General features: G+C 33.8%; 16 protein-coding genes and 2 riboswitches. Of the genes, 9 read left to right on the forward strand and 7 right to left on the reverse strand.

All coding sequences use genetic code 11. The features are described 5' to 3' along the window. Positions 1 to 132: 132 nt before the first annotated feature. Complete coding sequence (gene tlp / locus CW357_RS14980) at positions 133 to 354, reverse strand: small acid-soluble spore protein Tlp (RefSeq protein WP_119415171.1); 222 nt, start codon at positions 352 to 354, stop codon at positions 133 to 135. Between the two features lie 132 nt (positions 355 to 486). On the opposite strand from tlp, the gene CW357_RS14985 reads away from it, so the two are divergent. Next, a complete protein-coding gene (locus tag CW357_RS14985; RefSeq protein WP_119415172.1) occupies positions 487 to 681 on the forward strand; it encodes a hypothetical protein in 195 nt (64 codons plus the stop codon). Between the two features lie 106 nt (positions 682 to 787). On the opposite strand, the gene CW357_RS14990 is transcribed toward CW357_RS14985, so the two are convergent. The 3 genes from CW357_RS14990 to CW357_RS15000 all read right to left on the reverse strand — a co-directional run bounded on the left by CW357_RS14990 (position 788) and on the right by CW357_RS15000 (position 3,813). Continuing rightward, positions 788 to 970, reverse strand: a complete 183-nt coding sequence (locus tag CW357_RS14990) for a hypothetical protein (protein ID WP_119415173.1) — start codon at positions 968 to 970, stop codon at positions 788 to 790. Between the two features lie 85 nt (positions 971 to 1,055). Beyond that, positions 1,056 to 3,422: a heavy metal translocating P-type ATPase gene (locus tag CW357_RS14995; protein WP_124218472.1), complete on the reverse strand. Its 2,367-nt coding sequence runs from the start codon at positions 3,420 to 3,422 to the stop codon at positions 1,056 to 1,058. 16 nt (positions 3,423 to 3,438) lie between these two features. Then, on the reverse strand, positions 3,439 to 3,813 hold the full coding sequence (locus CW357_RS15000; protein ID WP_119415175.1) for an ArsR/SmtB family transcription factor: 375 nt from the start codon (positions 3,811 to 3,813) through the stop codon (positions 3,439 to 3,441). A 157-nt stretch (positions 3,814 to 3,970) separates the two neighbouring features. After that, positions 3,971 to 4,079, forward strand: a riboswitch (TPP riboswitch). 74 nt (positions 4,080 to 4,153) lie between these two features. Beyond that, positions 4,154 to 4,243, forward strand: a riboswitch (TPP riboswitch). Between the two features lie 73 nt (positions 4,244 to 4,316). On the opposite strand from CW357_RS15000, the gene CW357_RS15005 reads away from it, so the two are divergent. The 6 genes from CW357_RS15005 to CW357_RS15030 all read left to right on the forward strand — a co-directional run bounded on the left by CW357_RS15005 (position 4,317) and on the right by CW357_RS15030 (position 8,698). Beyond that, positions 4,317 to 5,084, forward strand: a complete 768-nt coding sequence (locus CW357_RS15005; RefSeq protein WP_119415176.1) for an ABC transporter ATP-binding protein — start codon at positions 4,317 to 4,319, stop codon at positions 5,082 to 5,084. Beyond that, positions 5,050 to 5,820 carry an ABC transporter permease gene (locus CW357_RS15010; protein ID WP_119415189.1) on the forward strand — a complete coding sequence of 257 codons (771 nt, stop codon included), beginning with the start codon at positions 5,050 to 5,052 and terminating at the stop codon, positions 5,818 to 5,820. Before CW357_RS15005 ends, CW357_RS15010 begins: the two co-directional genes overlap by 35 nt. Before the next feature lie 20 nt (positions 5,821 to 5,840). Then, positions 5,841 to 6,845: an ABC transporter substrate-binding protein gene (locus tag CW357_RS15015; protein WP_119415177.1), complete on the forward strand. Its 1,005-nt coding sequence runs from the start codon at positions 5,841 to 5,843 to the stop codon at positions 6,843 to 6,845. A 12-nt stretch (positions 6,846 to 6,857) separates the two neighbouring features. Beyond that, positions 6,858 to 7,355: an energy coupling factor transporter S component ThiW gene (gene thiW, locus CW357_RS15020; protein ID WP_119415178.1), complete on the forward strand. Its 498-nt coding sequence runs from the start codon at positions 6,858 to 6,860 to the stop codon at positions 7,353 to 7,355. A 308-nt stretch (positions 7,356 to 7,663) separates the two neighbouring features. Further along, positions 7,664 to 7,882: a hypothetical protein gene (locus CW357_RS15025; RefSeq protein ID WP_119415179.1), complete on the forward strand. Its 219-nt coding sequence runs from the start codon at positions 7,664 to 7,666 to the stop codon at positions 7,880 to 7,882. Positions 7,883 to 8,197: 315 nt separating this feature from the next. Continuing rightward, the gene (locus tag CW357_RS15030; protein WP_119415180.1) at positions 8,198 to 8,698 is read left to right on the forward strand and encodes a GNAT family N-acetyltransferase; all 501 of its coding nucleotides are present in this window, start codon (positions 8,198 to 8,200) and stop codon (positions 8,696 to 8,698) included. A 61-nt stretch (positions 8,699 to 8,759) separates the two neighbouring features. On the opposite strand, the gene CW357_RS15035 is transcribed toward CW357_RS15030, so the two are convergent. After that, the gene (locus CW357_RS15035) at positions 8,760 to 10,472 is read right to left on the reverse strand and encodes a methyl-accepting chemotaxis protein (protein ID WP_119415181.1); all 1,713 of its coding nucleotides are present in this window, start codon (positions 10,470 to 10,472) and stop codon (positions 8,760 to 8,762) included. Between the two features lie 174 nt (positions 10,473 to 10,646). After that, complete coding sequence (locus CW357_RS15040; RefSeq protein ID WP_119415182.1) at positions 10,647 to 11,540, reverse strand: patatin-like phospholipase family protein; 894 nt, start codon at positions 11,538 to 11,540, stop codon at positions 10,647 to 10,649. A gap of 162 nt (positions 11,541 to 11,702) precedes the next feature. Here CW357_RS15040 and CW357_RS15045 point away from each other — a divergent pair, with 162 nt between their 5' ends. Further along, the gene (locus CW357_RS15045; protein ID WP_119415183.1) at positions 11,703 to 12,134 is read left to right on the forward strand and encodes a MarR family winged helix-turn-helix transcriptional regulator; all 432 of its coding nucleotides are present in this window, start codon (positions 11,703 to 11,705) and stop codon (positions 12,132 to 12,134) included. A 3-nt stretch (positions 12,135 to 12,137) separates the two neighbouring features. After that, on the forward strand, positions 12,138 to 12,314 hold the full coding sequence (locus tag CW357_RS18350; protein WP_164489620.1) for a hypothetical protein: 177 nt from the start codon (positions 12,138 to 12,140) through the stop codon (positions 12,312 to 12,314). A 96-nt stretch (positions 12,315 to 12,410) separates the two neighbouring features. Here CW357_RS18350 and CW357_RS15050 read toward each other — a convergent pair whose 3' ends face one another. Next, on the reverse strand, positions 12,411 to 13,253 hold the full coding sequence (locus CW357_RS15050; protein ID WP_233548035.1) for a metallophosphoesterase: 843 nt from the start codon (positions 13,251 to 13,253) through the stop codon (positions 12,411 to 12,413). Between the last annotated feature and the right edge of the window lie 272 nt (positions 13,254 to 13,525).

Consider the following 13,525-nt stretch of genomic DNA (forward strand, 5'->3'; position numbering starts at 1 on the left):
ATACGGGCGATTCGTATGTATTGTTAAGGTTGTAACTGCTATTAGGAGGTGTCCGAAAAGCACCTTAAGTAATTTATAGAAAGAAAGGGCTGTCCCATAATTTTATAATTATAGGACAACCCCCTCTTTTAATTATTGATATCCGTTTTTTCGAGCTGCAGCTTCGTCTTGAATTTCTTCTTTCATGCCTTCGATTGCATGTTTACGACGTTTGTTTTTCTCTTTTATTTTTTGGGCTTCGTTTGGTCCAGCGAATTCTGCACTGAACTCAGCTTTTTCAATATTTTCTTTCGTATTTTGAACTGCTGTTTTTAATCGCTCCACATTATTTGATCTGTCATCAGGTTTTGCCATTTTCTAGTCCTCCTACTTAAGATCATTTTAGTATTGCAGCATTAGTTTGACTAGCTTTGCTGTTTTTATGCGTTGATATGAGAGGATAAAAAATAATGATTTGAACAAATTATATTTGGGAGGTGAAATTCCATGCCTAAACAAAATGGGTATAAACCTAAAAACAAAAAGAATCATAACAGCAATTTTAAAGATGCTAAAGATACAAGAACCACAAATGATCCACGTAATAGCCCTGATAACTATAAAGCCGAATTTGCGGCTGAATGGAGAGAAAACGCCATAGCTAATATCAACAAACAATCAAATGACAAAGTTGATAAATGATATATATTAATGACACCATGATTATGGTGTCATTTTATTATCTGAATGTCTTTGAATGAAAAAAGGCAATTAAAATGTTATTCCACATTCTAATTGCCCCATTTAGCTACTCTAAATTTTGGCGTGCTATTTCTTCTGATTTATCTATTTTTTTCTGTTTTGATCCGAAAAGTTTTTTTGTGATTTTAATCTTATTATCGTTCTGTTTATTTTCCGGATTATATTCTAACCCAAATTCTTCAGAATTACCAAAATTACCATGCGATCTTGGAATTAATTTGTCTGGCATATAATACCCTCCTAATACTATTTTGAATTACAGTATTAGTTTGGATTTTCTTTTCAGCTTTATACTTTCAAAATATTTGTAATCACTAGTTGACGCGCAACACTCTCATTGCATTTAAAACAGCAAGTAAAGTTACACCAACATCTGAAAAAACAGCTTCCCACATTGTAGCAATACCAAATGCACCTAATAAAAGAAAAACAGCTTTGATACCTAAAGCAAACCATATGTTTTGCCATACGATTTTGCGAGTATTCTTTGCTATGCTAATTGCCTCTGCAATTTTAGATGGCTCGTCTGTCATGATGACTATATCTGCTGCTTCGATGGCAGCGTCAGATCCTAATCCGCCCATAGCAATACCAACATCTGCACGTGCTAATACAGGTGTATCATTAATACCATCACCAACAAATGCAATTTTTTCTTTTGGTAGTTTTTGAACATCTATTTTTTCAATTTTTTCCACTTTATGTTGAGGTAGCAACTCTGCATATACTTCATCAATTCCAAGTTGTTTTCCAACCGATTCTCCCACAATTTTAGAATCTCCGGTTAGCATAACTGTCTTCTTAATGCCTAGTTCTTTTAATAAGCGAATGGCATGCGCGGAATCTTCTTTAACTTCATCTGAAATACTAATGGCTCCTGCATATTTTTTGTCGATAGCAACATGAACAATGGTACCAACTTCAGTTATTTGCGGATATGAAATTTGCTCTTTTTTCATAAATTTTGCATTGCCAACTAATATTTCTTTTCCATTGATCATAACTTGAATCCCATGTCCCGGGATTTCTTTATAGTCTTTTAATAATTGTTTATCGACATTTTTACCGTATGCATCGAGAATAGATTGAGCAATTGGATGGTTTGAATATACTTCGGCAATAGCAGCGAATTCTAATAGTTCATCTTTCGTCCATGTGGAAGTCGGAAGTATACTATTCACCGCAAACACACCTTTTGTAAGCGTACCTGTTTTGTCCATCACTACATATTTGACATCATTTAACGCTTCTAAATAATTACTTCCTTTAACAAGGACTCCTTTTTTCGAAGCAGCACCTATTCCTCCAAAGAATCCAAGAGGAATCGAAACGACAAGTGCACATGGACAAGAAATAACTAAAAAAATTAATGCACGGTAAATCCAATCTGAAAAAGTTGCACCAGTTATTAGCAATGGTGGAATAATAGCAAGAATAGTAGCTACAATCACAACGACTGGTGTATAATAGCGGGCAAATTTTGTAATAAAGTTCTCTGTAGGAGCCTTACGACTGCTTGCATTTTGAACTAATTCTAAAATTTTTGAAACAGTTGATTCGCCAAAGTCTTTTGTCACTTCTACTGTTAGAAGACCGTTTTTATTGATAAATCCACTTAGTACTTCATTTCCAACTTCAACTTCACGTGGTACAGATTCTCCTGTTAAGGCAGACGTATCAACCATCGAATGACCTTCAGTAATTACTCCATCTAAAGGCACTTTTTCACCAGGTTTAATAATGATTATATCTCCTTCTTTTACATCTTCTGGAGAAACTTTTAGCACATTATTCCCACGTTTAACATTTGCAGAATCAGGTCGAATATCCATCAATGCACTAATCGATTTGCGTGAACGATTAACAGCTATTCCTTGGAACAGTTCACCTATTTGATAGAACAACATTACTGCAACACCTTCAGGATATTGTCCAACAGCAAATGCGCCAATTGTTGCTACTGTCATTAAAAAATGTTCATCAAAAACTTGTCCTCTGTAAATATTTTTAACCGCCCTTAATACGATATCTCCACCAATAATAAGGTAACCTATGATGAACAAACTTAACTCTCCGATATTGGATAGCGGAACAAGTATGCCAATTGCTGTCAAGATAGCTCCAATGGATAAACGAGTTACCATTTTTTTCGTTGTACTATTAGCATGCTCATCCTGATCGTGTTGTTCATCTCCGCTATTATGTATCTCGGATACAACAATTACATCTGGTTCTATTTTTTTTATAATTTCCGTTGTTTTTTTCTCCAAGTCTTCCATTTGATCTGGATTTGAAGCTTTAATTTGCAATTTTTTGGTTACAAAGTCAACAGAAGAATGAGTGACTCCTTCAAGTTTTCCTACTTCAGTCTCAATCTTCGCTGCACAATTGGCACAATCCAATCCATTCAAATATAAAGTTCTCATAATACTCGGATTATTTTTTTCTAGTATTGTAATATCAGGTTCTAGAGTTTTGACTTTCTTCTTTGCTTCAGCTACAACATCTTCTACTTGTTTTTCATCTGTTTCCATTAAAAGTGACTTTGTTACAAAGTTCACTGAGCAATTTGAAATCCCATCTATTGTTTTAACACCATTCTCAATTTTTTGAGCACAGTTGGCACAATCTAATCCTTCTAATATGAGTTCACGTTTTACTTTTGCCTTTCCTTCGTCCATTTGTTATTCACCCTCTTTATTCTTTTCCTTCATTTGTATGAATCATTGCAATTGATACTAGTTGGTGTACGTGTTCATCTGCTAATGAATAAAAGGCGAGCTTTCCTTGTTTTCGAAATTTCGCTAATCCCATATTTCTTAATAATCGTAAATGGTGCGAAGCAGTTGCAGTTGAAGAACCAATGATATTTGCTACATCGCATACACATAATTCCTTTTCTAAAGTTAAAGCATATGCAATTTTTAACCTTGTTGAATCGGCTAATGCCTTAAATAGCAATTCAACACCATTCACTTCTTCTATTTGCTGTTTTATCTTCGTTACTTTTTCTTCGTTGTAACAAAATACTTCACAACTATCTGAATTCGTTTTCTGAGCATCTTTACTCAAATCATCCACCTCAGTCAAACATCCGTTTGAATATAGTATATGCTTCAAACTTTACAATTGTCAAAAATGTCCTCAAATTATATTTTTTATCCAGATTATCTTAATAATGAAAAGTCTTGCATAAATTTTTGTACGTGATAAGCTATATAAGGAAACTGAATAGCACTAGGGGTGTCCGAGGACGGACTGAGACTGAACACCGGTGTTCTAAACCCTTTGAACCTGATCTAGTTTACGCTAGCGGAGGGAAGTGAGTTATATAAGTAATGATTCTTGTTATTTAACCCACTCTCCTATTGAGTGGTTTTTTTATTTGTACGAAACAACAATTAAATATTATTGATTCTACTAGGGGCGCCAATTGGCTGAGATTGTACCCTTTGAACCTGATCTAGTTTGCACTAGCGGAGGAAAGTAGTTTATGAGACATGTTATTTAATGTTTTACCGAAACTGCTTTCTTTATAGGAAGCAGTTTTTATTTTGTTTTAGGAGGGAGAAAAAATGACACTTAAGTTAAAAAATATTTCTTATAGCTATAGCAACAAGGACAAACAAAAAAATCAAGTAATTTCAAAACTGAATATGGAGATAAAAAAGGGAGAATTCATCTCTATTGTAGGTAGAAGCGGGACTGGGAAAAGTACCATTTTAAGATTAATGACGGGTCTTCTTCAACCCGACGAAGGTGAAATCCGCATTGATGATCTAGAGATTTCTTTAGGTGATGTTGGCTATATGCCACAAAAGGATTTACTACTTCCTTGGCGTACGATTCTCGATAATATTTTAATTGCGTCTGAAATTCAAAAGGATTTACATATATCGAAGGATGAAGCGAGGATTTGGTTACAAAGAGTAGGCCTTAGTGAATACGAGCACGCACTACCAAAACAACTTTCTGGAGGTATGCGACAACGTGTAGCTTTTTTACGTGCCCTATTAACAGGAAAAGATGTGCTTTTACTCGACGAACCCTTTGGAGCCCTTGATGCATTGACAAAAAAGGAAATGCAATCTTGGTTATTATCCATTTGGCAAGATTTAAACAAAACGATTGTTTTTATCACACATGATTTAGAAGAAGCCATTTTTGTTAGTGATCGGATTTTGTTATTACATCCAGATCAACGGATAGAAGAAATTTTAATACCCTTGCCACGTCCACGAAAATCGGAAATGCTTTTTTCTGAAGAAATCGTAACACTACGTCAAGAATTGGAGAAGAAAATTGCAAATGAAAGCACTCAAAAATTTTCTACAAACCTATAGTTTATTTATCGGATTTTCAATCATTGTACTTGCTATTGTTGAATGGCTTGTACGGTCTAAAATTGTTCCAAGTTTTATCATACCAGCACCAACTGGGGTTGTATCAATGATTTTTGCGAATTGGCAACCACTTTTAATCGAGCATTTAAGTGCCACAATGTTAGAATTTTTTATTGGATTTTCTATCGCTGTCATTGGGGGCATACTTATTGCAGTTATCATGTTTTTCTCAAAAACTATTGAAAAGATTGTCTATCCAGCAGTGGTGATCTCACAAATGATACCTATTATTGCACTTTCCCCAATCTTTGTACTGTGGTTTGGATATACCATCTGGAGCAAGGTGGCTGTCACTTTCTTAATCTGTTTCTTCCCTATTGTTGTGGGAACTTATGACGGTTTGAAGTCCTGTGATAAAGAATATATCGAAATGCTACGTTCGATGGGCGCAAACCGATTTCAAATTTTTCAAAAGTTACAAATCCCAATGGCACTGCCTTCCTTTTTCTCAGGCTTTAAAATGGCCATTGTTTTTGCCCTTGTTGGAGCCACTATTGGAGAATGGCTCGGTGCAAGTGAAGGGTTAGGCTATTATAGCAGAAGAATGTCAGGAAACTTAAATGCCGAAGGCGTCTTTGCAGCTATCACAGTATTAACCATTGTAGGTATTCTATTATTTGCATTAGCGTCATGGATAGAAAAAAGAGTTACAAATAAATGGAGCAAAGCCAACTAAATTAATAGGAGATGTTAAACATGAAGAAGTGGATGAATATTGCAATTGTACTTTTCTTAATCGTATTTTTAACAGGTTGTAATGGAAATAATCAAGCTTCCACAGAAAATGGCAAAAAACTAGATAATATTAGTATCATGCTAGATTGGTATCCAAATGCAGTCCATTCTGCCATTTATGTAGCAAAAGAGAAAGGTTATTTCAAAGATGAAGGTTTAAATGTAAAAATTGAAATGCCTGCAGATACAAATGATCCTCTGAAACTTGCAGCTACGGGAAAAGTAGATTTGGCAATCAGCTATCAAAATCAAGCAATTTTATCAAAATCTGAAGGAATCCCGATTGTCTCTATTGCATCACTCGTTAGACATCCACTCGACCGTTTAATGATGAAAAAATCTTCTGGTATTGATTCACCTAAAGATTTAGAGGGGAAAAATGTAGGCTATTCTTCTAGTGAATTAAGCGAAGCGACACTTAAGTCTATGGTCGAAGCAGATGGAGGCGATTTTAGTAAAGTGAAAATGACAGATGTAGGTTGGGATTTAATCTCTTCTGTTGCAACTAATCATGTGGATGCTATTATTGGCGGTTACATCAATCATGAATATGTCTTATTAAACAAAGAAGGATATGATATGAAAGCCATTAAAACAAGCGATTTTGGTGTACCTGACAATTATGAATTAGTCATCGTAACAGGTCAAAACACTTTAAACCATAAAAGAGATGATATCGAGAGATTTTGGAAAGCCGTTACTAAAGGCCAAGAAATTGTTAAGCAAAGTCCAAAAGAGAGTCTTCAAGTGTTACTAGATCACGAAAATGATAGTTTCCCACTAGATAAAGATGTTGAAACCAAAAGTTTAGAAATCCTTTTACCACTTATGGAGGATGATGGCGTACCATTTGGCTATCAAGAAAAAGAAAGTTGGGAACAAGCTGAAAAGTGGCTGTATAAAAAGGACGTTATTAAAAGCCACGTGAAACCCGAAGAAATTATGGAAAATATAATTGCTAAATAAGGGGTGAATACCATGAACAATTCGAGAAAACTAACCTATACCGCTATTATTGCTGCCATTACAACCATATCGAGTAATATTATTTACATTCCTTTAGGCTTTGTGAAAGTATTTCCTATACAGCACTTTGCCAATATATTATCCGCCGTACTTCTGGGACCCTGGTATGCAGTATTGCAAGCTTTCATAACTTCTACCCTTAGATTACTACTTGGAACTGGAACTGTGTTTGCTTATCCAGGTAGCATGATTGGTGCATTTCTCGCTTCTTTCCTATTTGCGAAAACCCAAAAAATAGCATTTGCTGGAATAGGAGAAGTCATTGGCACAGGTATTATTGGAGCCGTAGCCACTTATCCAATTGCTATATTACTTTTAGGACAAAAAGCAAGTTTATTTGGTTTAGTCCCTGCATTTGCAATTAGTTCTTTCACAGGGGCGATAATGGGATACGGATTATTGAAAATCTTAAACAAAAATCATATATTAGTTCATATCTCTTCAAAATAGAATTTACTAAACTGAGTCAATTTCATAATTCGAAGTTTTGATATAAAACATGGAAATTGAATGAGGGGATTATTTGTGCTATTTCTATTAGATTATTGTCTAATAGCGGAAGATGGCGACTCCTGCGGAAAGCGAGGAGGCTCAACGCTCGCCCGCGGAAAGCGCCATCTGGAGCGGCATATTGAACATATAGTATATTATAAGTAAAGTATTTATAAAATTGACTAAACTACTAAAAAATTGTTCTATATTTCTCCTCTTTTCATAAAATGAACAAAATAAATTGTTCTATAAGGGGATAGTAGAAGATGTATAATGTTCATTTTTATGAAAAGAAAACCGTTGTTTTAAGTCAATTACGAGAAACATTACCGTTAGTCAATGATCCTATTAAGATTAAGGGCCGAAAAGGTACAGTTATTGATATTATCAAAATATCCGAGCAAACGATTAATGTGCTAATCGAATTTGAAAAGGAAAAGAAAAAACAAAATCTATCAAAAGAGATTGGGAAGAAAAGAAAATAACTCAAAAAAGCCATGCTTACATTATCAAGTTCATCGAAAAAGAATATGAATATAAATATTCATTATTTTCACTTTTTCTGTGTTCTCGATTGTATACAATGGCTTTTTTACTTTTCTTATTTAACTAACACTTCTTCAATCGGCAGAACCGTAGAATACTTAACTTCTCTTAAAATTATGATTCATATTATCAAAATAAAGTGCTAAAATTATTAACATTAAAGCGGAGCTTCACTTTTTAATCTCCACTGTGTATCAATTATTTCAAATCTACAAAAACTAGTAGGTCATCTTATTTAGTAAGGGGAAATTTTCATGATAGAAAAAGTAACTTTTAGAGATGCAAACATCGAAGATTTACCAACAATAGTTGCGATTTATAACTCAACTGTTGCAAGTAGAATGGTGACAGCAGATACTGAACCTGTTTCGATTGAAGAGCGTACACCATGGTTTAATGAGCATAATCCATCAAAGAGACCTTTGTGGGTCGTCGAATATGAAGGCGAGATTTGTGGATGGATAAGTTTCCAATCATTTTATGGACGACCTGCATATGATTCAACTGCGGAGTTAAGTATTTATCTAGATGAAAAATTTAGAGGAAAAGGAATTGGCAAACTTACATTAAAACATGCAATAGATGCATGTCCAAGTTTAAAAATTCAAAATTTATTAGGATTTATATTTGCCCACAATGATGCAAGTTTACATCTTTTTGTTGATTTTCAATTTGAAAAATGGGCCCATTTACCAGAAGTTGCTGAGTTAGATGGAGTAAAAAGAGATTTGATCATTATGGGGAAAAAAGTTTAAACAAATTAGTATAGCACCTTCATTTGTTAGAATATACTCTTACAAATGGAGGTGCTATTTTTTATTCTTTTAATTGAAAGTTTTGGACATTATTTTCTAGTTCCACAGCCATTCTATTTGTTTTCTCAGAACGATGCGATACGTCATCAATCCCTGCTGTTGTTTGCTCTGCAGCTGCTGAAATATCGATAATAGTATTTTCGATGTTTTTGATAGTATTTGTAAATTCATCAAGTGATTCTCCAACTTGGTCAGCTTTGCTTGTCTCTGCAGTCATTAGATCTGAAATTGTAGTAATTTCTTTTACTGTTTCTGCGACAGACATCGAAATATCGTTCAGTGCATGCACCGTATGTTGAACAGTCTCCGATCCTTTTTCAATATACTTTGTATTATCTTCAGCTGATATAAGGACATGTTGTATGTGATTCATAATATCTTTCACAAGGTTATTTACCTTTAGAACTTCTCCATTTGATTGTTCTGCGAGTTTACGTACTTCTTCTGCAACGACTGCAAATCCTTTACCGTGCTCCCCTGCTCTTGCTGCTTCAATGGAAGCATTCAGAGCTAGTAGGTTAGTTTGATCTGCAATTTCTGAAATAGAAGTCGTGATGTTTTGAATTTTTTTTGCCGACTCAACTAAATTTTGAATTGTATCACTTACTTCTTTTGATCCCTTCTGAATAAGTTCCATGTCTACTTTAATTTCTTTTGCTCTTTCTTCCCCAGTTAATGCAATTTCCATTGTCTTATTAGATTTTTCTACAGTTTCATCAGCTTGTTCTTTCATATCTTTGAAATCATTTGCAAGTGACATCAACATGTTAGCTGCTTTTTCTGTATGATTAGCGCCCTCAGAAACAGACACAGACACTTCTTCTATATTGTTAGAAACAATTTGTACAGCACTACTCATTTCGTTCAATGAAGTCGTCGTTGAATTTGCATTAGATGTTAACTGATGTGATGTTTTCTGCATAGTCGAAACCATTTGTTGTAAATTATTTGTCATTTTATTGAGTATATTAGCTAAATCGCCTATTTCATCTTTACTTTTAATTTTTACTTTTTGGACTGCAAGATTACCTTCTGCAATTTGTTTAGCTTGCTCTATCAATTTTGAAATAGGATTTGTTTTTCTGCGAATTAACATGAATGTGATAATTGTAGCTAATAGCATTGGAATAATGCTTACTAAGATTCCTTTTTTCACCACATCCCATGTTCTTGTTTTAACAATATTTGCATCAAAATCAATAACGCTAATAGCTACGATTTCTTTATTTGGATCATGATCTTTATAAATTGGCGCATATCCAGAAATTCGTTTTAAACCGCCATATGTATATGGTTGAGAATATGTTGAATGTTTCATCTTCAGCAACATGTCGATAGCATCCTTATCAACGTGGAATGAGTCTCCAGTTGAAAAGCCTTTCGCTTTAAGATGTTCATCTAATGCTAATATTTTTCCATTAAGATCTAATATATATTGCGTTTCAAAAATATCTTTATGATTTACAGTCCACTTGATTTGGTCACTGATTTTATCCTTTGCCGCTTGATCTCCTGACAATGCATTGTCAATATCAATAGAATTCAATAAACCCGTAGTAATATTTGCACAACCATAAGCTTCAACTCCTGCAGCATCATAAAGCTTATCATAAGCTGTTTTATATGTTGCAATTGAAGTGATTAACATCATTACAATTATGATTCCAGCAATGATTGTACCTAGTTGAAATGTTAGTTTACGAAACATTTTCATAATTCATTAGTATCACCTTTCGAAATATATTATAGTTCTTAGTTCTTATATTACCACTTAATTCCAAAGGATTATATAGCTATATTAGCTTTGGAAGAATTTTATTATTTATTGACTATTTTTTGATAGTTATCAAGAAAAAATGGAACATATTGAATATTCATTTTTTTAGCATTAAGAAGGTGAATCCTTCCAACTTTCCAAAAATTGAAGTGTGCGATTTCTTCCAATCTCCATTAATTGAAGTTTTGTCTCCTCATTCAAATCAAATTTTGTGGCACTATATTTTTCAACCGGAATAAAAATAATACTCTTTTCATGCACTCTGGAAATATATCGCTCATCATGTGCATCCTTCATCGTGCTAAAGAGCGCTTCAAATAAATTAAGTCCATTCTTAATCTTATGAGGTTCCATATGTTCCTTTGCGCTACTTAGTTTTAATCCCAGCATTGGCCGACCTTTCCGTTTGTTTTCATCATCAAATAACCAAATTGGAAAATTACTTAATACACCACCATCTACAACGATGGACTCCCCTCCTGAAACTCTCATCTTCACAGGTTGGAAGAAAAACGGAACGCCACAACTCATCCTTAAAGCTCGCGATATCAAAAATGATCCAGGATTAACCCCATATTCTTCTAAATCATCTGGCAAGACAATCATTTTACCATTCGTTAAATCAGATGCTATCAATTTTAATGCCCCTTCTGGCAAATCATCAAATGTATAGACATCTTTATCAGCTAGTTTTTCATAAAACCATTTTTCCAACTCTTTTCCTTGATACAATCCCATACGAAAATAAAGGTTAATCCATCTCATAAATGGTATAGAGCTAAAAGCCATTGGTGAATCTAAAAAAGTAGCTACATCTAGCTCATCAAGCAATTTTTCAATTTCATCTGCCGAATATCCAGCCGCAATAAAACAGGCCAAAATTGCTCCCGCACTCGTTCCGGCAACTCGCTCAAAATAAATGCCTCGATCTTCTAATACTTGAAGTGCACCGACAAATGCAAACCCCTTAATTCCACCACCTGAAAACACCCCATCAACGAGCAATCACTTCCCCCCTTACAAATATTTTAAGAAAATTGGAGAGATTTTAGAACTTATGTCGATTATTTTTAACTATTAGTAAATATATTTTTACTTTTTTTAATATTATTATTGAAATTGAACTTTATTAGTAATAATATATTTACTAAAAGGAGGCAATTTATATTGAATCAAGAAATAGCAAAAGAATATATTGCACTGATACCTAACTTATTTGAAAGCTTTAGCGAACTAAACAAAGGAGCATCTGAATTAACTCATATGCAAAACCATGTCATTGAGTATATCTATATGCAACAAAAGTCATTGAACCTGAAAGAGATTAGTTCCGGATTAAATGTAGCCAAACAACAACTAACAAACATCATAAGTGAGTTAGTATCAACTGGTTACTTGATAAAAGAAACTGATAAAAAAGACAAACGTGCCATCCTCATCTCTCTTTCAGCAAAAGGAACAAAGACTCAAGAAGAAAAATGGAAGGCAATTTATCAAAAGTTCAGTGAAAACCTAAGCAAATTAAACGAAGAAGATCGTCGTGACCTGCAATTCGCTCTTCACAAAGTAAATCTACTTTTAAATAAGATGGAGGATTAAAAAATGTCACAAAGAGATCGTGTATCTATTATTGTTATGGGCGTAATTATCGGGGTTATATTTGGATTGATTTTTAAAGATATGTATCATTGTTTGATAACTGGTGTTGTGGTAGCTTCCATAATTACCATTAAATTGAGCCAACAAGCGAAGAAATCAAAAACTTGTATTCACGAATGATTTTATGATTTTTATATGATGGATTCTTGGGGAAGTTTGTTTCTTCGCTGTGATTTATTTCTTTTTTCAAAGTGTTTATTTCCTTATTCTCGAGATTTATTTATTTTCCGATGACTTTATTTCTTCTCGAGATTTGTTCAGTTCCGCCACTACGATTTCAGGTCGATTAAATATGCGGAAAGTGAATCCACTATTACCTAATCCTCGACTTATTACTTGGGTTAAGTTTCCCAATTTCTCAACTCCATCAATATGCGATGATGGAAAGAGGTTGAAGTTGTGGTCAATCACTCCTCCTATTCCCGGAATTCGTATAATACCACCGTGTTCGTGTCCATTGAACGTTAAATCGATCCCACTTTTTTCATAAGCTTGATAATCTTCTGGGCGATGTGCAAGTAATACTTTATATGTTCCATCATTTTTCATAGATTTATAAAGCATTTCTTCTGCGTTTTCTCCACTTAACGGGTCATTAATTCCAACTATTTGTATAACTGCACCGTTTTTTTCAAAATAATTATTGCTATTAAATAACACATGAATACCTAGCTGAGATAATTTTTCTGCTAAGACGCCTTTAATATTAAGCGCTTCTTCATGATTGCCAGTTACATAATACACGGGTGCAATATCAACAAACCCCTTCATAGCTTCCAGACTTTGGTTTAAATCATAATGATAGCGATCCACTAAATCACCTGTAATAAAAATAAGGTCCGGTTTTTCTTTCTTTACTCTTTGGATTAGCTTCTTTTGTTTATAACCAAATGTAGCATAGTGTAAATCAGAAATTTGAACTATTCGTAATCCATTCATAGCATTCGGTAATTTTTGAGCTACAATCGAATATTTTGTCACTTTAAGCCAATACTGGTTCATATACACAAAAACGACCACAGCACATAACGCTATTATTGAATAAATAATTTTTTTCAAAGATAACCACCCTACCTAATCCACTAAAAATTCAATTTGTTAATTTAAGACGTTTTTTGCTCTGTAATGTTGCCTTTTTAATTTATATATTCTATGTAAGTATAGGTTTAATCTTCAACGCTAAAACAAAAAATGTTGTAGATTTTTCTACAACACCACAAGTATTTTTATATACATTTTTCATTTTAATAATAAAGTTCTAATGAACATAGCTATCAAAGTTAATCTCATTTTCGAAAATAAATCGAGTAGGAGGGAGTGATTAACTCCCG

Origin of the sequence: Rummeliibacillus sp. TYF005, assembly GCF_003844195.1 — a bacterium.
Lineage (GTDB): Bacteria > Bacillota > Bacilli > Bacillales_A > Planococcaceae > Rummeliibacillus.